Annotated in this window: 19 protein-coding genes and 1 riboswitch; of the genes, 11 read left to right on the top strand and 8 right to left on the bottom strand. The window is 57.8% G+C overall.

Annotation, left to right across the window (positions count from 1 at the left end):
* The first annotated feature begins 7 nt into the window (after positions 1-7).
* Positions 8-595, top strand: a complete 588-nt coding sequence (locus AACS24_RS07490) for a histidine phosphatase family protein (RefSeq protein WP_108572993.1) — start codon at positions 8-10, stop codon at positions 593-595.
* A gap of 125 nt (positions 596-720) precedes the next feature.
* Here AACS24_RS07490 and AACS24_RS07495 read toward each other — a convergent pair whose 3' ends face one another.
* Positions 721-1,470, bottom strand: coding sequence for a substrate-binding periplasmic protein (locus AACS24_RS07495; protein ID WP_108572995.1), 750 nt, complete (start codon positions 1,468-1,470; stop codon positions 721-723).
* Positions 1,471-1,478: 8 nt separating this feature from the next.
* Positions 1,479-2,372 (bottom strand): sugar ABC transporter substrate-binding protein, encoded by an 894-nt coding sequence (locus AACS24_RS07500; protein WP_258223135.1) that lies wholly within the window; start codon positions 2,370-2,372, stop codon positions 1,479-1,481.
* Positions 2,373-2,716: 344 nt separating this feature from the next.
* Between AACS24_RS07500 and fabV the strand changes: the two genes are divergently transcribed.
* A complete protein-coding gene (gene fabV / locus AACS24_RS07505; protein ID WP_021229323.1) occupies positions 2,717-3,910 on the top strand; it encodes an enoyl-ACP reductase FabV in 1,194 nt (397 codons plus the stop codon).
* Between the two features lie 163 nt (positions 3,911-4,073).
* Positions 4,074-5,549, top strand: coding sequence for a YfcC family protein (locus tag AACS24_RS07510; RefSeq protein ID WP_108572999.1), 1,476 nt, complete (start codon positions 4,074-4,076; stop codon positions 5,547-5,549).
* Positions 5,550-5,612: 63 nt separating this feature from the next.
* Here AACS24_RS07510 and AACS24_RS07515 read toward each other — a convergent pair whose 3' ends face one another.
* Entirely contained in the window at positions 5,613-6,827 is a 1,215-nt protein-coding gene (locus AACS24_RS07515; protein WP_108573001.1) for a pyridoxal phosphate-dependent aminotransferase, read from the bottom strand.
* A 386-nt stretch (positions 6,828-7,213) separates the two neighbouring features.
* Here AACS24_RS07515 and AACS24_RS07520 point away from each other — a divergent pair, with 386 nt between their 5' ends.
* On the top strand, positions 7,214-7,423 hold the full coding sequence (locus AACS24_RS07520) for a DUF1653 domain-containing protein (protein WP_033115029.1): 210 nt from the start codon (positions 7,214-7,216) through the stop codon (positions 7,421-7,423).
* A gap of 274 nt (positions 7,424-7,697) precedes the next feature.
* Positions 7,698-8,387: an aquaporin Z gene (gene aqpZ, locus AACS24_RS07525; protein ID WP_033115030.1), complete on the top strand. Its 690-nt coding sequence runs from the start codon at positions 7,698-7,700 to the stop codon at positions 8,385-8,387.
* Between the two features lie 80 nt (positions 8,388-8,467).
* Here aqpZ and AACS24_RS07530 read toward each other — a convergent pair whose 3' ends face one another.
* Positions 8,468-9,187, bottom strand: coding sequence for a lytic transglycosylase domain-containing protein (locus AACS24_RS07530; RefSeq protein WP_108573061.1), 720 nt, complete (start codon positions 9,185-9,187; stop codon positions 8,468-8,470).
* Positions 9,188-9,484: 297 nt separating this feature from the next.
* Between AACS24_RS07530 and AACS24_RS07535 the strand changes: the two genes are divergently transcribed.
* Complete coding sequence (locus AACS24_RS07535) at positions 9,485-9,925, top strand: GNAT family N-acetyltransferase (RefSeq protein ID WP_108573063.1); 441 nt, start codon at positions 9,485-9,487, stop codon at positions 9,923-9,925.
* Between the two features lie 9 nt (positions 9,926-9,934).
* Here AACS24_RS07535 and AACS24_RS07540 read toward each other — a convergent pair whose 3' ends face one another.
* Positions 9,935-10,477, bottom strand: coding sequence for a DUF1439 domain-containing protein (locus AACS24_RS07540; RefSeq protein WP_033115032.1), 543 nt, complete (start codon positions 10,475-10,477; stop codon positions 9,935-9,937).
* Between the two features lie 95 nt (positions 10,478-10,572).
* Here AACS24_RS07540 and cls point away from each other — a divergent pair, with 95 nt between their 5' ends.
* Positions 10,573-12,054 carry a cardiolipin synthase gene (gene cls, locus AACS24_RS07545; RefSeq protein ID WP_108573003.1) on the top strand — a complete coding sequence of 494 codons (1,482 nt, stop codon included), beginning with the start codon at positions 10,573-10,575 and terminating at the stop codon, positions 12,052-12,054.
* A 103-nt stretch (positions 12,055-12,157) separates the two neighbouring features.
* Positions 12,158-13,420, top strand: coding sequence for a DUF945 family protein (locus AACS24_RS07550; protein ID WP_108573005.1), 1,263 nt, complete (start codon positions 12,158-12,160; stop codon positions 13,418-13,420).
* A 67-nt stretch (positions 13,421-13,487) separates the two neighbouring features.
* On the opposite strand, the gene purU is transcribed toward AACS24_RS07550, so the two are convergent.
* The gene (gene purU, locus AACS24_RS07555) at positions 13,488-14,324 is read right to left on the bottom strand and encodes a formyltetrahydrofolate deformylase (protein WP_108573007.1); all 837 of its coding nucleotides are present in this window, start codon (positions 14,322-14,324) and stop codon (positions 13,488-13,490) included.
* Between the two features lie 228 nt (positions 14,325-14,552).
* Positions 14,553-14,708: riboswitch (FMN riboswitch) on the top strand.
* A gap of 106 nt (positions 14,709-14,814) precedes the next feature.
* On the opposite strand from purU, the gene ribB reads away from it, so the two are divergent.
* Positions 14,815-15,468 (top strand): 3,4-dihydroxy-2-butanone-4-phosphate synthase, encoded by a 654-nt coding sequence (ribB, locus tag AACS24_RS07560; RefSeq protein ID WP_071910991.1) that lies wholly within the window; start codon positions 14,815-14,817, stop codon positions 15,466-15,468.
* Positions 15,469-15,693: 225 nt separating this feature from the next.
* Positions 15,694-15,936: an Lpp/OprI family alanine-zipper lipoprotein gene (locus tag AACS24_RS07565; protein WP_033115038.1), complete on the top strand. Its 243-nt coding sequence runs from the start codon at positions 15,694-15,696 to the stop codon at positions 15,934-15,936.
* A 133-nt stretch (positions 15,937-16,069) separates the two neighbouring features.
* Here the strand turns inward: AACS24_RS07565 and AACS24_RS07570 are convergent, their stop codons facing one another.
* Complete coding sequence (locus tag AACS24_RS07570; protein ID WP_108573009.1) at positions 16,070-16,918, bottom strand: tetratricopeptide repeat protein; 849 nt, start codon at positions 16,916-16,918, stop codon at positions 16,070-16,072.
* Positions 16,918-17,637: a 4'-phosphopantetheinyl transferase family protein gene (locus tag AACS24_RS07575; protein WP_033114245.1), complete on the bottom strand. Its 720-nt coding sequence runs from the start codon at positions 17,635-17,637 to the stop codon at positions 16,918-16,920. The genes AACS24_RS07570 and AACS24_RS07575 overlap by 1 nt, the downstream gene beginning before the upstream one ends.
* Before the next feature lie 275 nt (positions 17,638-17,912).
* Here AACS24_RS07575 and AACS24_RS07580 point away from each other — a divergent pair, with 275 nt between their 5' ends.
* A complete protein-coding gene (locus tag AACS24_RS07580) occupies positions 17,913-18,401 on the top strand; it encodes a C40 family peptidase (protein WP_033114246.1) in 489 nt (162 codons plus the stop codon).
* Positions 18,402-18,523: the final 122 nt, after the last annotated feature.

An 18,523-nucleotide genomic window follows, 5' to 3' on the forward strand; every position in this document is an offset into this window, starting at 1 on the left:
AAATCACATGTCACGAATCATCTATCTGCTGCGCCATGGCCAGACCCTTTTCAATGCCGAACAGCGCCTGCAGGGACGCTGCAACTCCGATCTGACCGAGAAGGGCGAAGCGCAAGCTATTGCCATGGGATTGCGGTTACGAGACGAGCTGGCCGATCCCGCCCGCTGGAGTGTCTATGCCAGCCCGCTCGGGCGCGCCCGTCAGACCGCCCTGCTGGTGTGCGAGCAGTTGGGTTTGCCCGCCGATCGCATCATCTGGGATGAGCGGCTGATGGAGCTCGGCATGGGGGAGTGGGAAGGGTGCCGGATCCCCGAGCTCTGCCAGGCTCACCCTGAACTCGATACCGGCAAGGGCGATTGGTATCTGCAGGCGCCGGGGGCCGAGAGCGTCCTCAGCATTCAGCGTCGCGCCCAGCAGTGGCTGCTGGACCCGAAGGTCGCCGAGCGCGCCATCGTCATTTCCCACGGTCTGCTCGGCGCCATGCTGCGTGGCGTCTATGCCGACCTCGAAGAAGCGGCGATCTGGGCTCAGGAGTTGCCGCAGGATGCCTTCTACAAGCTGCAAGCGGGCAAGATCACCCGGATAGCCTGCTGACTGCCTCAAGCGGGGGGCACCATTGATAGCTCGAGGTGAAAGGTGGGAGAGAGCGAAAGCAGGAGAGGAAACCTGTGCTGACATTGCTGAAGTTGGCCGCGAGAGAAGGTTGAATAGGGATGTGGTCAGGGAATAACAATCCACTCCCGTTTGACCCCTTCATATACCGAGCTCAAACCATACCCTTGCCAGATATCGGCCATGGCATCGCCAAAGACTCCAAGGGAGAGCGATGCGCGCAGGCGTTTCACTGTGTCGGGCGGGAGTTGTGGATGGCAGGCTAGCCACCTTTCCACCCGGGCAAGGATCATCACTCGCTGAAGCCTGTTTTTATGTCTGGGGGAGGTGATCAGCTCGGGGAGCTCGTCGCTAATCAACAGGTCGAAGCGCCCGGCCTGCAGCATGGCGATCCCCAGACTGGCCTTGGGCAGCAGCTCGTAGCGGATCGCTGCGTTATCAAGCAGCTCCCTCAGCTCTGCCACATCGATGGCACCAATCCGGTAGTTGCGCAGTGCCTCTATGTTGCTCAGGGGGGGAATAGTTTCCTGCCGGGCGTAGACTGCGAGGGTGATGGGGGCGATGCGCGCAACGTAGCGCAGGGTTTCGGCATTTTCAGCCGAGAAGTGCACGCCAAGCCCGCAGCTGTTTGGCTCGGTGGCCACTATCTTGAGCAGACGCCGCATGGGCTTGGCTTGCAAATTAATATCTATCCCTTGCTGCTTGGCCAAGCGGGCAAAGACATCGACATAAGGGCCGCTCAGCTTTTCTCCGGTAACCTGAATGAAAGGGGGGTAGGCATCGGCATAGATGTTTAGCACTGGCCCGGCCGATGCAAGTTGGCACCACAATAGCAGCAATACCCACCACCCCTTCATCTAGCCTCCTAAGGATGTGTGACCAGCTCCACAGGGGTTTGCACTATGCCGGGCAGATCGGCTTGCGTTATTTTCTGCGCCAGCGCTTTTAGGGCGAGGTCGAGCGCATATTGTGCCTGTTTGCCCGGATACTGGTCAGCGGTTGCCACCACAGAGCCATCGCTGAGATAGGGGTGGATCCCCGGAATATTGTCATAGCCACCGATCAGCACCTTGCCTTTGAGCCCCAGCTCAGCCAAGGCTTGGGCGGCACCGATAGCCATATTGTCGTTACCGCAGAGCAGCGCCTTGACGTCCGGGGTTGCCTTGAGGAGATCGATAGTGGCGCTCTTGCCCTGAGCTGTGTCCCAATAGCCGCTGCGCACGCCGGCGACAACCATGTCTGCTGCGCGCAGGGCGGCCCGGAATCCGTCACTGCGAGCCCGGCTGTTGATGGCACCGGGGGGGCCCTCGATCAGCCCGACTTTACTGCCCGCAGGGAGTTTTTTGGCAACATATTCGCCGACACTGCGCGCGCCGGCAAAGTTGCTTGGGCCGACGAAGGGGACATTGACCCCTTCCAGCACCAGCGCCCTGTCATCGAGCTTGTTGTCCATGTTGATAACCAGAATGCCAGCGCGGATCGCCTCCATCAGGACGGGCAGCATGGCGACCGAATCGGTCGGTACCACCACCAGGGCATCCACTTTCTGGCCGATCATTTTGCGGATGATTGCCTCCTGACCTGTGACATCCACCTCCTGCTGGATGCCTTCGAGTTGTAGTGTCAGGGCGTCTGGGTGGGCTTTTGCATAGGTTTCCGCCCCCTTCGCCATCTCGATGAAAAACTCGTTGCGGACCGATTTCAGTACCATGCCGACAGTCGGTTTGGCTGATACCTCACTGGCTGCAAACAGTGCCACAGCCGCCCACAACAAGCATCTTTGCCAACATCTGGTCATGTTACCTCCGCCCCGTTGGGACAATCATCCAGCGCCACGATGTTGTCCAAGTATATGTCAGTCATGGGCAGGCAAGCGGCTTGTGGCAAGCGCCGGCATAAGAGGCGTGGCAACATAAGCCCGGCGCGGCTATCGGATTGCTGCCATGGGGCACATCTGGCGTAAGTGAGGAGGCTATTTCTCTTTCATTTCTGTCGTGGGCTTGTGGATTTTTGCCGCCGTTCAACACATCAGAGCACCTTATCGCGGCAAGATGAGGTATCTTATGCCCCGATTTCATCCATTAAACGGATCCGAGACCCCATATGATTATCAAACCCAAGGTTCGCGGCTTTATCTGCACCACCACTCACCCGGTTGGCTGTGAAGCCAATGTTCGTCGCCAGATTGCTTATACCAAAGCCAAGGGCACCATCGAGAATGGTCCCAAGAAGGTGCTGGTGATCGGCGCTTCCACCGGTTATGGTCTGGCCTCCCGCATTGCTGCCGCCTTTGGCTCCGGCGCCGCCACCCTCGGCGTCTTCTTTGAAAAAGCGGGCACCGAGTCCAAGACCGGTACCGCCGGCTGGTACAACTCCGCAGCCTTCGACAAGGCTGCCAAAGAGGCAGGCCTTTACGCCAAGAGCGTCAATGGCGATGCCTTCTCCAACGAGTGCCGCGCCAAGGTGATCGAGCTCATCAAGCAAGATCTGGGTCAGATTGATCTGGTGGTCTACTCCCTGGCCTCTCCGGTGCGCAAGATGCCGGAAACCGGCGAAGTGGTGCGCTCTGCTCTGAAACCGATCGGCGAGGTCTACACCACTACCGCCATCGATACCAACAAGGATCAGATCATCACCGCCACCGTCGAGCCGGCGAACGAGGAAGAGATCCAGAACACCATCACCGTCATGGGCGGTCAGGACTGGGAGCTGTGGATGGCCGCCCTGCGCGATGCCGGCGTGCTGGCTGACGGCGCCAAGTCCGTAGCTTACTCCTACATCGGTACCGATCTGACCTGGCCAATTTACTGGCATGGCACCTTGGGGCGCGCCAAGGAAGATCTGGATCGCGCCGCTGCCGCCATCCGTGGCGATCTGGCTGCCAAGGGCGGTACTGCCCATGTCGCTGTGCTGAAATCCGTGGTGACTCAGGCCTCCTCCGCCATTCCGGTGATGCCGCTCTACATCTCCATGGCCTTCAAGATCATGAAGGAGAAGGGCATTCACGAAGGCTGCATGGAGCAGGTGGATCGCATGATGCGCACCCGTCTCTACGCTTCCGATATGGCGCTGGACGATCAGGCCCGCATCCGCATGGATGACTGGGAACTGCGCGAAGACGTGCAGCAGACCTGCCGTGACCTGTGGCCATCCATCACCAGCGAGAATCTCTCCGATCTGACCGATTACACCGGCTACAAGCAGGAGTTCCTGCGCCTGTTCGGTTTCGGTCTGGACGAGGTCGATTACGATGCGGATGTGAATCCGGACGTGAAATTCGACGTGGTCGAGCTCTGAGTCTGACTCAAGTGAAAACGGGGCCCCGCGGGGCCCTGTTTTTTTGGCAAAAATACCGCTAAGTTACGGAATTTTATTATCAGCGATCACCTTTTTCCCATATCAAACCCGCTAGTCTGGCGGTGATCGGATCACATGACGGCATTGCCGAGGTACGGAAGCTATGACCACTCCAAATGAAGCGCCCAAAAAGCGCCAACTCCCCACTGTCTATACCCTGCTTTTCATCATCATCGCCCTGATGGCGGCCCTCACCTGGGTGCTGCCGGCGGGCAAATACAACTATGTGACGGCCAAGACCCAGCAGCCGGTGGCGGCAGCGGCCGTGGCTGATTACAGCGGCGACGAGCGACTGTTGCCGGTGCCCGGCAGCTACACCGAGCTTCCCTCTCATCCGCAGGGGGTATTCGATGTGCTCAAGGCGCCCATCCAGGGCTTCCACAAGGCGGCCGATGTGGCGCTGTTCGTGCTCATCATCGGCGGTTTTCTGGCTGTGACCATGCAGAGCGGGGCACTGGATGCAGGGGTGGGGGCCATCGTGCGCGGCTTTGCCGGACGCGAGCGGCTGCTTATTCCCGTACTGATCGCTTTGTTTGCTCTTGGCGGTTCCACCTTCGGCATGGCGGAGGAGACGGTGGCCTTCTGGGCACTGATCGTGCCGGTGATGATGGCTGCGGGCTTTGATCGCATGGTGGCGGCGGGGATTATCCTGCTCGGTTCCGGGGTCGGGGTGCTCGCCTCCACCGTCAACCCGTTTGCCACCGGCATCGCCTCCGGTTTTGCCGGTATTCCCATCGGTGAGGGGATTGGCCTTAGGGTCATCCAGTGGTTGTTGCTGGTGATCTTCGCCTCCTGGTTCGTGATGCGCTACGCCAAGCAGGTGCAGCAGGACAAGTCCCGCTCGGTGCTGGCCGATATCGTCTATGACGACGAGTTCTCCCAGATGAAGAGCGGCAACCTCGCCTTCACCGGCAAGCAGAAGCTCACCATGCTGGTCTTCTTTGGCACCTTCCTGCTGATGATCTATGCGGTGGTGCCCTGGGCGGATCTGGGCATCGATCTGCTGCCCACCCTGGGCTGGTGGTTTGACGAGCTCTCCACCCTGTTCTTCAGTGCCTCCATCCTGATCGCGCTGATCAACCGGATGCCGGAGTCCAACTATGTGGCGACCTTCCTCAACGGGGCTCGTGATCTCATCGGGGTGGCGCTGGTGGTGGCGGTGGCACGCGGCATCTATGTGGTGATGGAGCATGGCGTCATCATCGACACCATTTTGCACTGGGCCGAGGGGCTGGTGAGCGGGCTGTCGTCGTCGGTGTTCATCCTGATGGCCTATCTGGTGCACATCATCCTTAGCTTCTTCATCCCCTCCACCTCGGGGCTGGCGACTGTCTCCATGCCGCTGATGGGGCCGCTGGCGGACTTCTCCGGCATCTCGCGGGATCTGGTGATCACCGCCTATCAGTCCGCCTCCGGCTGGATCAACCTGTTTGCCCCCACCGCCGCCCATCTGGTGGCGGGGCTGGCGCTCGCCAAGATCCCCTACGATCGCTTCGTGCGCTGGGTGCTGCCCTTCATCATCGGTGTAGCCCTCATCACCATGGCGGTGCTGGTGGCCGGTGCCCTGCTGCACGGTTGATGGTACGAATACAACGACAGATAACAAAAAGGCTCCCGCGGGAGCCTTTTTCATGAGCCTTGCTTACTGCTTGTAGCCCTTGAGGAAGCGGGCGAGGCGGCCGATGGCATCCTCCAGCTCCTCTTCGCGGGGCAGGAACACCAGCCGGAAGTGATCCGGCGCCGGCCAGTTGAAGCCGGTGCCCTGCACCAGCAGCAGCTTCTCCTGTTGCAGCAGGTCGAACACCATCTTCTGGTCGTCGCGGATGTCGTACACCTTGGGGTCAAGGCGGGGGAACATGTAGAGCGCCCCCTTGGGCTTGACGCAGGAGACCCCGGGGATGTCGTTGAGCAGCTCCCACGCCTTGTCCCGTTGTTTGCGCAGGCGACCACCCGGCAGGATCAGCTCGTTGATGCTCTGATAGCCGCCAAGGGCGGTCTGGATGGCGTGCTGCATCGGCACGTTGGCACACAGCCGCATGGAGGCCAGCATCTCCAGCCCTTCAATGTAACCGCGGGCACGCCCTTTGGGACCGGTGATGACCATCCAGCCCTGACGGAAGCCGCAGGCACGGTAAGCCTTGGAGAGGCCGTTGAAGGTCACCACCATCACATCGTCGCACAGGGTGCAGACGCTGGTGTGGGAGATATCGTCGTAGAGGATCTTGTCGTAGATCTCGTCGGCGAAGATGATGAGGTTGTGCTGGCGGGCGATCTCGATCACCTCCAGCAGAAACTCGCTGCCGTAGACGGCACCGGTCGGGTTGTTGGGGTTGATCAGCACCAGGCCGCGGGTACGCGGGGTGATGCGGGAGCGGATGTCATCGAGATCCGGATACCAGTCGGCCCCTTCGTCGCAGCGATAGTGCACCGCATGGCCACCGGAGAGAGTGACGGCGGCAGTCCAGAGCGGGTAGTCAGGGGAGGGCACCAGCATCTCGTCGCCGTTGTTGAGCAGCGCCTGCATCGCCATCACGATCAGCTCGCTGGCGCCATTGCCGATGTAGATGTCGTCGATGTCGACCTTGCGCATCCCTTTTTGCTGGTAGTACTGCATCACCGCTTTACGGGCAGAAAACAGCCCCTTGGAGTCGCAATAGCCCTGGCTCTGGGGCATGTTGAGGATCACATCCTTGATGATCTCTTCCGGCGCATCAAAGCCGAACGGGGCCGGGTTGCCGATGTTGAGCTTGAGAATGCGGTGGCCTTCGTCTTCGAGACGGCGAGCTTCTTTATGCACCGGGCCGCGGATGTCATAGCAGACATCGTCGAGCTTGTGCGACTTGTCGATAGTGAACATGGTGACAGTGATTCCTTCCCCACAGGGACGCGTTGGCGAAAAAGGCGGTTTTAGTATCAAATATCTTTTCCCCTATTCTTCACAGAATTGAATGCTAGAACAATCTTCTTTTTAGTAGAAATTCCTGATTTTTAGCCCCAAAACAGAGTTATTAAAAGGTTAAATTCAGCACGATCGTTTGTGCTTGGCAAGGTTCACCAGTGAAAGATGGGGGAGTGATTAACAAAGCTACTCTACTGTGTTGAAATCTTCACGCTCTCTGGCACGATTGGCTTGTGTAAAAAAGCCTCTTCATCGTCATTTCCGACGAGAAAAAGCTGATACAACTGGCACTGGCCAGCGCATATTTCTCCTTTCCCGTCCTGTTCCATCTGCAGAGGTATCCCATGCATGCACCCACACCCGGTCGCTATCGTCACTTCAAGGGGGGTTACTATCAGGTGCTGACCCTGGCCAGCCATACCGAGACAGGCGAGCAGCTGGTGATCTATCAGTCGGAACAGGATGGCACTGTCTATGCCCGTCCAGTCGCCATGTTCATGGAGTGGATTGAGCATCAGGGTCAGGTGGTTAGCCGATTTTCGCCGATCAAGTGATCCGCTGGTGTGGCCCTGAATGGTTGAACAACAAATAGACAGAACAGGTCTTTGGAGTCACAAGTTGTCGCATGAGGCTCCTTGTTGGCAACAGCCTCTTTGTCGCTCGCTACTGACAAATATCTCTATTAATCAACTAATTGTGACTTAAATCACATTTTCTGCCGACTGGTAACCGGGTTCGCATCGGCCATTGCTCCTCCCATAATGCTGCGCGTGTTAACGCATGGCCCCTTTGTGGGCCTTTTTATCTCATCTTATCGGGAGACATAGTGTGAAACCTGTAGCAGCAGAGTTTTTGGGAACCTTCTGGCTGGTATTGGGAGGTTGTGGCAGTGCCGTGCTGGCTGCAGCCTTCCCCCATGTAGGGATCGGCCTCTTGGGCGTATCACTGGCATTTGGCCTGACCGTGCTGACCATGGCGTATGCCATCGGCCATATATCCGGTTGCCATCTCAACCCGGCAGTCACCATCGGTCTGTGGGCTGGCGGTCGTTTTCCGGCTTCCGGCGTGTTCTCTTACATAGTGGCTCAGGTGCTGGGGGCAATTGCCGCTGCTGCCGTACTCTATGTGATTGCCAGTGGCCAGGCCGGTTTTGATCTTTCCGCCGGCTTTGCCTCCAACGGTTACGGTGAGCACTCCCCGGGCGGCTACAGCATGATGGCGGCACTGGTGTGCGAAGCTGTGATGACCGGCTTCTTCCTGTTCGTCATCATGGGGGCTACCGATAGCCGTGCGCCGGCCGCACTTGCTCCGGTTGCCATCGGCCTGTGCCTGACCCTGATCCATCTGGTGAGCATTCCGGTGACCAATACCTCGGTCAACCCTGCCCGCAGTACCGGTGTTGCGCTGTTTGTCGGTGACTGGGCTATCGGCCAGCTGTGGCTGTTCTGGGTTGCCCCGATTGTCGGTGCCATTCTGGGTGCGCTGGCTTATCGCCTGGTGGCGGCTGAGCAGAAGTAATCGTTCGCGAAACAAAGTGTGGTATCGACACGCCCAAGGGCGTGTTTTTTGTTTTCTGGCGGTGGGAAAAACCTGAGGACCTAGAGCCCCTTGGCCTGCAGCATCTCTTTGTATCGCTGATGCAGCAGCTGGACACGCTCCACATAGGCGCGAGTTTCGGCGTAGGGGGGAATGCCGCCATGTTTTTGCACGGCGCCAGCACCCGCGTTATAGGCTGCGGTAGCCAGCGCTATGTTGCCGTCATACTGCTTGAGCAATCCCGCCAGGTATTTTACCCCGCCGAAGATGTTCTGCTCTGCCAGCAGGGCATTGCCAACCCCTAGCTCCCGCGCCGTTTCCGGCATCAGCTGAGTAAGACCCATGGCACCTTTGCGAGAAATCGCCATGGGATTGAAGGCCGATTCGGCGTGGATGAGTGCCCGGATGAGGGCTGGTTCTACGTGATAGGTGTCTGCCGCCGCCTTGATAGTGCTGGCGTAGTCATAGAGAAACAGCCCGGTAGTGTGCCAGTTGACGTCCGATTTCGGGTCACAGGCGAAGCAGTCGTTAAAGAGCAGCAGTTCGTAGTTGCCCTGCTCCGGCACCATGTCCGAGTAGCGGATCACGCCGTTCTTCTGCACCGACTTGTAGACATGGATCTGCTTGTTCCCCTGTTGTGCCTGTGCCTGTGCCTGTGCCTGTGGTTCGGGTTCCGGGGTTGCAAGTGGCAGGCGTAGCGGCGGAACGGGGGCTGCCGACAGAAAAACCACCTCGGCAGGAGGCGGCGCTTCGCACCACCCAGCCAAGGGAATCAACAACATATGGCCTGCCAGCTTCCATGCTTTCAAACCGCAAACTCCTTCCTCTATGCGTGTGTTGAGTAAAGCATCATGAGGGGGGCAGAACAAGCGGGAAAACAGGGTGAGTGTTGCCGGCAGGTGAGCGGGATCACGGCGTGCAGCAGAGCGCTTCTGCTGTCGCAGGCCTCTTGTGGATATCGACTTTTTTGTTAATGAAAGGCGTGCTATCTTGCTCTCGTCATCTGGTCGGATTAGCAGCAACCACATGGCACTAATCATTGATTGCAAAAGGATTTGTTTGTGGCAAGCTCGCTGGCGATGGAACTCACCTTCGAAGAGTACTGTGACGCCGACCTCTCTCTGATCAGGGACTATTACGAAACGACCTTCTCCCACTACGTGCCGGACCTGGCCGAGCGGATCTTTGTCGTGCGTGATGCTCACTGGCTGGTCGGGGCTGTCAGGGTGCGGGATGAAGAGGATTTCTACCATCTGTGTGGCTTTCGTCTGCTGCCCCACTATCAGTCGCTAGGGCTGGGATCACGCCTGCTGCAGCATGCCTGCGACGGACTCGACGACAAGCCGGTGGTGTGTCAGGCCTTGCCATTCGAGAAACCCTTCTACATCAAAGCCGGTTTTGCCGATCTGCCATTGCACAGATTGCGAGGCTCTCTCTTCTCTCTTTTTGAACGGCAACAACAACAGGGTTATCAGGTGGAGCTGCTGGTGCGGGATACCACCCAGCCCCTCCCGAATTGAACGTGGGGTTCAGCGTTCTTTGGTAAGCAGATGGATCTTGCCCGGTGACAACTCCAGCCCCAACAGATTCTCTTTGAGCCAGGCCTGCTGCGGATCCTTGTCATTGAGCTTGTAGACGGGCTGGCTCTCCAGCCTTTTTTCCATGCTTTGCAGCAGCATGCCGAGCATCAGACCAAACTTCTTCTCCGCCGCCTCCGGCTCCAGCTTGTACTCCACCAGTTTCATGTTGTCGAGAAACAGGGCACTCTGGCTCTTGTCGTAACGGGGTCTTGCTTCATAGGTCATCTGCAGGCGAGCGTCATATTCGGTATTGTCGGGCAGGGCTATCTTGAGTTTGCCTTTGCCATAGACCCGGGCGGTATCCGGGCGCTGGCGACCGAGCTGAACATCGCTCTGCTCAAGTTTCACATGGGCCTTGATGATACCTGGCAGTTCCAGCTGTTTGTCGACTTGAACCTGGGATTGCAGGTACTGGTTTATCTGTTGCTCATTGATGTCATATGAGCCTTGGCCTAGCATGGCCAGGCTGAGCAGCATAGATTGCAGAATCATGCGTGCGACCTGATAGAATGGATTTGCCCTACAGCATACCATTCCTGCCGTGTGGGATCTGCCCACCGCCCCTTGTCGATTAGAAGGAGTTTCCGTTGCTCGACGGTCTCGAATACGATCTCCACCTGCTGTTTTCCCGTTTTCTCGGCTGGTTACTGCTGCTGTTTCACACCGTTATCGTCACCGGTGTTTCAATTCGGGTGGTGATGAAGCGGCGCCCCATCGGGGTATCGCTGGCTTGGCTGGCCCTCATCTATGCCATTCCCTTTGCCGGGGTTGGTTTCTACGTCCTGTTTGGCGAGATCAAGCTGGGGCGCCGCCGCGGTGAGCGGGCGCAAGCCATGTATCGCCCTTACGCCATCTGGATCCGCCAGCTGGCTCGTCTCTTCCCCCAGCACTGCTGCGAAGTGGGGGAGAAGGCCCAGCCGCTGCATGACCTGATCCAGGGGCGGCTTGCCATGCCGATGCTCTCCGGCAACCGGATGACCCTGCTCAGCAGACCCGATCAAATATTGCGTGAGATTGCTCAGGACATCCGCAAGTCGACCCTCTCCTGCTACATGGAGTTCTATATCTGGCACCCCGGCGGTGATGCTGACGATGTGTGCGAAGCGCTGATGGAAGTGGCCCAGCGCGGCGTGGATTGTCGCTTGCTGCTGGATTCGGTGGGGAGCAAGCACTTCTTCCGCTCGGGTTGGCCGAAAAAGCTGCGCAAGGCGGGGGTCAAGCTGGTGGAGGTACTGCCGGTCGGTGCCTGGCGTATCCCTTTCCAGCGTCAGGATCTGCGAATGCACCGCAAGCTGGTGGTGATCGATGACAGGGTTGGTTACACCGGCTCGATGAACATGGTGGATCCCCGTTTCTTCAAACAGAATGCCGGAGTCGGCCAGTGGGTCGATATCATGATCCGGGTGCAGGGGCCCGTAGTGCCGCTGATGTGGTCCATCTTTGTCTGGGACTGGGAAGTGGAGACAGGCGAGCGGTTGCTCGACAGCCTGCAGCACGAGCCGGAAGTGTGGCCCCAGACCAACTATCGGGCCCAGCTCATTCCGTCCGGCCCGTTCGTTGGCGGCGACTGCATCCAGCAAAGCCTGCTGCTTGCCATCTATCAGGCGCGCAGCCATCTGGTGCTGACCACTCCCTATTTCGTGCCGGATGATCCGCTGGCTGCGGCTCTCAGCTCGGCGGCCGCGCGCGGTGTACAGGTGCAGTTGGTGCTGCCGGCTCGCAACGACTCCATCATGGCCAACTATGCCTGCAACGCCTTTATGGAGGAGCTGCTGGCGGCCGGGGTGGAGATCTATCGCTACGATGCCGGTCTGCTCCACACCAAGAGCGTGCTGGTGGACGACGATTTTGCTCTGGTTGGGACAGTCAATCTGGACAGGCGCAGCCTCTGGCTCAACTTCGAGGTAACCCTGCTGGTGGACAACCCGCACTTCGTTGCCCAGATGACCCAGCTGGTGCAGGGTTACATGGCGGAAGCCACGCCAATGACGCTTGCCAGCTGGCAGGCTCGCCCCTGGTACAAGAGGGTGATGGAGAATATCTTCTACCTTTTCAGTCCCTTGTTGTAATGGCCGGTTACAGAAGATTACAGACGGAGCCTCTGATCGGACTTGCCTAGTGCCGAGCTTGCCCCGTAGAGTGCAGCGACAACTCCTGGAGAGACATGGATATATGAAAAAAATAGTGGCCCTTGCCGTGGGTGCGGCACTGGTAGGTGGTGGTTTGGCTGCATGCTGGTACACGGGCAACAGTTTCGACCGCATCATGGCGGAGCAGATCGCCAAGGTCGAAAACGAGAGCGGTCTGGATCTGCAGTGGCAACCCGGCAGCAGCAACCTCTTTACCCGTGATGGGGTTCTGAAGCTCGTGGTCACTCCCCAGGAGCTGGCGGCGCTCGACAGCGAGCTGGAAGGGGGGCAACCCCTTGAGCTGGAGTTTGCCGTGAAGAGCCGCATCATGCCGCTCTATATCAAGAGCCACTTCCTGCTCGACACCAAACAGGGCTCACTGGCGCCGGTATTCACTGCGCTCGGCATGGAGCAGTGGCAGTTTGGTCTGGAGTCGGTCAGCAGCCTCTGGACCCGGGGCAACAGCAGCCGTTTCTGGGCTGACGAGTTCAAGGTGAAGCAGGGGCTGGACGAGTTCCACTTCCTGCCGCTTACCGGCGAGTTCCACGGCGATCTGGAAGGGAGTGGTCACGTGACCATGGCCTGGCAGGGGATGACGGTTCACGAAGAGCAGAGCAAGATGGATCTGGTGCTGGCCGAGATGAAGGGCAGCGCCGATCTGGCCGAGATCAGCGGGGTCTGGCTCTCTCCGCAAAGCGAGATGAGCCTCTCTGCCCTGACCATGCAGCTGCCTGACGGGGTCAAGGTGTCCCTGCAGGGCATGACTACCGGAACCCAACTCAAGGGTGACAACGCCCAGACCCTCTCCAGCAGCTACCGGATGAAGCTGGCCAAGCTCAATCTGGAGAACGAGACCGATTCGCTGGCGGTGACCGACAGCAATCTGGAGCTGCATCTCAACGGACTTGATCTGGAAGGATATCAGGGACTGCAGGCCGCTGGCGGCAAAGGGGTAGAGGATACCGCGATCCAGCAAGCGCTGGACAAGATGCTGGCGCGTGGTGCAACTCTGGAGCTGGCGGATCTGAGTGCCATGTTCAATGGTGAAGTGGCGGCTATGAAGGGAGAGGTAAAACTTGCCTCTACCTCGCTGGACAAGCTCTTCAATGGCGAAGAGGGAATGCAGGCGCTGAGCGGTCAGCTCCACGCCTCCCTCAGCGACAAGTTGGGCAAGGCGGTGCCGCAGTTGGCCCCCATGCTGGAGCAGTTGACCGCCATGGGGTATCTGAAGGCCGATCAGCAAAAGCTCAATGCCGAGCTGAAGCTGGACAAAGGAGCGATGACGGTCAACGACCTGCCGCTCTGACCGATCTTCACACTAACAACAAAGGCTCCCGCGGGAGCCTTTGTTGTTTCCGGATTATCTGGTGTTGTTACTTGAACACCACCGTCTTGTTGCCATAGACGAACACCCGTTCGTTCAGTACCAGCTCCAGCGCCCGGCTCAGTACCGACTTCTCTACATCGCGACCCGCCTTGGCCATGTCATCAGCACTGAAGGTATGGTCGACGTGGATGACGTCCTGCTCGACGATGGGGCCCTCATCCAGATCGTCGGTGACGAAGTGGGCGGTGGCGCCGATCAGTTTGACCCCGCGGTCGAACGCCTGGCGATAGGGGCGGGCGCCGATGAAGGCTGGCAGGAAGGAGTGGTGGATATTGATGATCTTGCGCGGATAGGCCTCGACGAAGCTCGGGGTCAGCACCCGCATGTACTTGGCCAGGATCACGTAGTCCGGCGCATAGCCGTCGATAATGGTGCGTACCTGCTCTTCGTGTTCGGTGCGGCTCAGCTCATCGTGGCTGACGGTGTGGAACGGAATGTCGAACTTGCCGGTCAGTTCGGCGAGGGTGTCGTAGTTGCCGATCACCGCGACGATGTCCATATCCAGTGCGCCGGCGTAGTTCTTCATCAGGATGTCGCCGAGGCAGTGGGTCTCCTTGGTCACCAGAATGACGATGCGCTTCTTGCCTGCCTTTACCAGACGGCGCTGGGCGCCAGCGGGCAGGGCATCATCGAGATCGGCCAGCAGGGTTTCGTCATTGAAACGCCCCTCCAGCTCGGTACGCATGAAGAAGCGGCCATTTTCGTGATCCACGAACTCATCGTTCTTGATGATGTTGAGCTGATGCTTGTAGCAGATGTTGGTGATCTTGGCGATGAGGCCCTTGGCGTCCGGGCAGTCCGTTAGCAGTATTTTCTTTTCCATCTCTGTCATTTTCCGTTTGTGGTGTTGGCGCCTGTCTCTGCGCAGGCTGCGCGTTTTTGGGCACTATGCCACAAACAAATTGTGGCCAGAAAGAAATTCGGCGGGGCAACAGCCACAAGAGGTGTGCGATGGGAGAAGGGGAGAACATCGAATCCGTCTGGCAAAGGTTTTTCAGCTTGAGCCGGTTTTTGGCTGGTATCTGCCAGCGCTTTTCTTTAGGCTGTCTGCGCTTATTCTCAGGGCGGGGTGAAATTCCCCACCGGCGGTATTCCGAGCTGACTCGGGGAGCCCGCGAGCGCCCGACCCCGGTCTGCCGGGGCGGGGTCAGCAGATCCGGTGAGATGCCGGAGCCGACGGTCATAGTCCGGATGAAAGAGGATAAGACAGACATTGCACTCTCTGCCCCCTTTGGGGCTGGCTGCTGCATGGCCATTCCTGTCTGCCTTTCCATGCCCTGATTCTGGTCCTTTTATTGTTTGGGAGCTTTACCATGAATCAGTCTCTACTCAGTGAATTCGGTGATCCAATTGCCCGTGTCGAAGCGGCGCTGACTGCCTTGCGGGCCGGCCAGGGCGTGCTAGTGGCCGATGATGAAGATCGGGAGAACGAGGGCGACCTCATTTTTGCCGCCGAATCCATGACCAATGAACAGATGGCGCTGATGATCCGCGAATGCTCCGGCATCGTCTGTCTCTGCCTGACCGACGAGCGGGTGCGTCAGCTCGAATTGCCGATGATGGTGGAGGCCAACTCCAGCCACTATCAGACCGCGTTTACCGTCACCATCGAAGCGGCGCAGGGAGTCACTACCGGTGTATCTGCAGCCGATCGCATCACCACCATTCGTGCCGCCATCGCCGATGGGGCCAAACCGGGTGATCTCAACCGACCTGGCCATGTCTTCCCGTTGCGTGCCCGTACTGGTGGCGTGCTGGTGCGCCGTGGTCACACCGAAGCGACGGTCGATCTGATGCAGCTTGCCGGACTGAAACCGTTCGGGGTGTTGTGCGAATTGACCAGGGAAGATGGCTCCATGGCCCGCTTGCCAGACCTGATTTCATTCGGTCGTCAGCATCGGATGCCCGTGATCACCATCGAAGATTTGGTGCAATATCGCCAATTGCTGTCAGAACGAACAGCCTGAGGCTCATACGAAATTGTAATAAGCGAAAATTTTGGTTAGTCTTTGTCCGTGTCCTCATCACGTGGCACTCATTTTTTAGCCGAATCTGAACAAAAACTGTTCATTCAAAAAAAAATGAGGGTTTTAATGCATTTATCTGTGCTGGGGACTATGCAAAGTATGATTTTTTTGTGCCATAATCACGCCGCTTGCTAAACGTCTGGCGAGTTCAAGGGAGCTTTAAAAATGAAAAAATTGTTGTTGGTAGGTGTTGTTGGTCTGTCCGCTCTGCTGGGTGGTTGCGCAAACACTAGCGAACTGGAAACTTCCGTTCAGAATCTGTCTAACAAAGTTGACCAGCTGGCTCAAGATGTTAGCGCTGTTCGTGCTGATCAGTCCAAGATCGCTGCTGATGTTGCTGAAGCCAAGCAAGAAGCTATGCGTGCTAACCAGCGCATCGACAACATGGCTACTAAGTACAAGAAGTAAGCCATGCGAAAAAAATGGCGCAGTTATGCGCCATTTTTTTTTGCCTGAAATTCCCCATCCCCGTTTTCTCTTTTGACCCCAGAGGTCATGCCGGTCTCCCGGCACGCCCCTTCTTCATTCCTTCAAGACTCGATCAATAGAGCAGGCTATAGAGCTTGCGACGGTAATTTTGTGCCACCGGTGTGCTGCCCATGGTTGCCAGAATGTCGAGATAGGTCTTTCTAGCATCGCCAAAAGCAAGATCCCGCTTGAGGATGGCAAGCAGCAGTCCCAGCGCCTCTTCCTGACGACCTGCCTGGTTGTATTGCACCGCCAGCTCCTGCGCCAGCGCAAAGTCATCCGGGTGCTCGGCGTGACGAGCTTCCAGCGCACGCAGCTCCGGGCTGTCCGCCGCTTGCAGGGCCAGAGCCAGCCGTGAGGTCAGGGCATGGAAATGGCTATCCTGTGCCACCATCGGAATGTTGCCGAGCCGTTCCTGTGCTTCATCGAGCAGGTTGAGATCGAGCGCGGCCTGAATGAGCCAGAGGCTTATGTCGTGGCGCACCGGAGCGATCTGATGAGCTTTGCCCAGATGGGCATAAGCCTCGCCGGGCTGGCCATCGGCCAGTGCCTGTTGCCCCTTGGCAAACAGCTCCTCTTCCTCTTTTGGCGCGAAGGCAGCGAAGAACTGGCGCAGGGTCGCTTCATCCTGCGGCCCTTCAATGATCCCCTGTTCATCCGGGCGTCCCTGATGGAACAGCACCAGTGCCGGCAAGGCGCGCAGGCCGAGCTGGCTGGCCAGCGGTTGCAGCTGGGGATTGTTCATGTCCACTTTGGCGAGGGTGACCTGTTCGTTGTCAGGCCCAACCAGCGATTCGATCAACGGCGTCATTCCCTGGCACTCTGGCATCTGCGGCGCATGGAAATAGATGACGACCGGCTTCTTCATGGAGGCATCGATCAGTTCTGCGTGAAAATTCTGGGGAGTAATGTCGACGATCATCAGTTGGACTCTTCCGAAAGGGTTTGGAACAACATGGGGGTAAGGGGATGGCAATTCAAGCGCTCATCCAGCCGGTAACCATTGACCGCTGTCGTGGCGGCGGCAAGGCTCAGCCAGCCACTGGCAAAGGGCCAATCCTGAACCTGATAGTGCTGCTCATCGAGCTGGTTATCGAGGCGCCACGCCTCGTCAGGGATGAAGCGTACTTTCTCAAGCCCGGCGGCGATGCCGCCGCCATGGGCCTTGAGCACGGCTTCCTTGCGTGACCAGAGCCGGTAGAAGGCGCTCTCCTGCTCATTCTCCGGCAGGGCGCAGAGCCACTCATATTCACTCTGTGCATAAAACCGCCGGGCAAGGGGCAGGGGAGAGTGCCGTCTTTTGCCCAGCTCGATATCAACCCCGAGCGGCCCTTGCTGACACAGCGCCAGCACCAGCCAGGAGCCACTGTGGCTGAGATTGAAATGCCAGCGCCCATCTTGCAGCTGCGGCTTGCCGTGTTCCCCGTTGCTAAATTGCAACGCGGATGGCGAGGTCGCCAGTCTCTGTGCCAGAAGCTGGCGCAGCAAGGCCCGGCTGACCAGATACTCCTGACGGCGCAAGTTGTGGCTCATTTGCTGCCAAATATGATGTTCATCAGCCGATAACAGCTCGGGCAAGGTAGCGAGCGATTCCTGAGCTATCAGGGCTGGATTTAACAAAAAAAGATCGGTGGCGATCATAATTTTTCACTTTAAAAGGGTGATGAAGCAGGGATAAATGCCACTTATCTCTGAGCCGGATGGCTACTTTTGCGATTGTATATTGTTTGGCCATGATCACATTAATTATGAAAAATCGTGCATTTCCTTGCAAAAATGTGAGCCCGATAGGGATTTTCACTTGCCTCGATAGAATTCTTGGATATAGTCGGGTGCTGTTGCCTTATTAATTGCCTTTCGGGGCCGTATTTTAACAAGATTTCTATTTTTGCGGGGATAAAGGATTGCGCCACCTGATGCTACTGCTGGTCGCGCTCGGAATGGTGGGTTGTGCCTCGGCACCCCAAACCGAGGTCGCGAGCAAGATCGAAGTTTCCATGATGGAACCCGTTATTGAACCGGAAGCTTCGCAAACACCTGATGTGAATGAAATCCTGACAGTTTATAAAGAGTGGCGTGGCGTTCCGTACCGGATGGGTGGCAGTAGCCAGCGTGGTATCGATTGTTCCGCTTTTGCCCGCGAAGTGTTCCGCAATGCCGTCGGTGTCGAGTTACCCCGTGACACCCGCTCTCAAGTCCATGAAGGGACTCGTGTTTCCAAGAAGGATCTGGTCGAGGGTGATCTGGTCTTCTTCAAAATCAATCGTCGTCTCAATCATGTCGGCATCTATGTCGGGAATGGCGAGTTTATCCACGCCTCGACCCGAGCCGGTGTGACCCGCTCCAAGCTGGACAGCCAATACTGGCGCAGCAAGTTCTGGCAAGCGCGCCGGATCGATATCTGAGTCAGGCTGGACAAACGGCTCGCAGTGCGGACTGTTTTTCCAACCTCACTTGAACCGGGCTCCTGAAGCCCGGTTTTTTATGGCTGCGATTTAGACTTTCGCAGGCCAAATCACTATAGTGT

Source organism: Aeromonas sp. HMWF016, assembly GCF_963878195.1.
In the GTDB taxonomy this organism is placed as follows: domain Bacteria; phylum Pseudomonadota; class Gammaproteobacteria; order Enterobacterales; family Aeromonadaceae; genus Aeromonas; species Aeromonas lacus.

What these genes read in the sequence shown, in the direction of transcription:
- AACS24_RS07490 (WP_108572993.1), top strand. Translation starts at nt 8, where the DNA reads ATGTCACGAATCATCTATCTGCTGCGCCATGGCCAGACCCTTTTCAAT.
- AACS24_RS07495 (WP_108572995.1), bottom strand. Translation starts at nt 1,470, where the DNA reads ATGAAGGGGTGGTGGGTATTGCTGCTATTGTGGTGCCAACTTGCATCG.
- fabV (WP_021229323.1), top strand. Translation starts at nt 2,717, where the DNA reads ATGATTATCAAACCCAAGGTTCGCGGCTTTATCTGCACCACCACTCAC.
- AACS24_RS07510 (WP_108572999.1), top strand. Translation starts at nt 4,074, where the DNA reads ATGACCACTCCAAATGAAGCGCCCAAAAAGCGCCAACTCCCCACTGTC.
- AACS24_RS07515 (WP_108573001.1), bottom strand. Translation starts at nt 6,827, where the DNA reads ATGTTCACTATCGACAAGTCGCACAAGCTCGACGATGTCTGCTATGAC.
- AACS24_RS07520 (WP_033115029.1), top strand. Translation starts at nt 7,214, where the DNA reads ATGCATGCACCCACACCCGGTCGCTATCGTCACTTCAAGGGGGGTTAC.
- AACS24_RS07530 (WP_108573061.1), bottom strand. Translation starts at nt 9,187, where the DNA reads ATGTTGTTGATTCCCTTGGCTGGGTGGTGCGAAGCGCCGCCTCCTGCC.
- AACS24_RS07535 (WP_108573063.1), top strand. Translation starts at nt 9,485, where the DNA reads ATGGAACTCACCTTCGAAGAGTACTGTGACGCCGACCTCTCTCTGATC.
- AACS24_RS07540 (WP_033115032.1), bottom strand. Translation starts at nt 10,477, where the DNA reads ATGATTCTGCAATCTATGCTGCTCAGCCTGGCCATGCTAGGCCAAGGC.
- AACS24_RS07550 (WP_108573005.1), top strand. Translation starts at nt 12,158, where the DNA reads ATGAAAAAAATAGTGGCCCTTGCCGTGGGTGCGGCACTGGTAGGTGGT.
- purU (WP_108573007.1), bottom strand. Translation starts at nt 14,324, where the DNA reads ATGGAAAAGAAAATACTGCTAACGGACTGCCCGGACGCCAAGGGCCTC.
- ribB (WP_071910991.1), top strand. Translation starts at nt 14,815, where the DNA reads ATGAATCAGTCTCTACTCAGTGAATTCGGTGATCCAATTGCCCGTGTC.
- AACS24_RS07565 (WP_033115038.1), top strand. Translation starts at nt 15,694, where the DNA reads ATGAAAAAATTGTTGTTGGTAGGTGTTGTTGGTCTGTCCGCTCTGCTG.
- AACS24_RS07570 (WP_108573009.1), bottom strand. Translation starts at nt 16,918, where the DNA reads ATGATCGTCGACATTACTCCCCAGAATTTTCACGCAGAACTGATCGAT.
- AACS24_RS07575 (WP_033114245.1), bottom strand. Translation starts at nt 17,637, where the DNA reads ATGATCGCCACCGATCTTTTTTTGTTAAATCCAGCCCTGATAGCTCAG.
- AACS24_RS07580 (WP_033114246.1), top strand. Translation starts at nt 17,913, where the DNA reads ATGCTACTGCTGGTCGCGCTCGGAATGGTGGGTTGTGCCTCGGCACCC.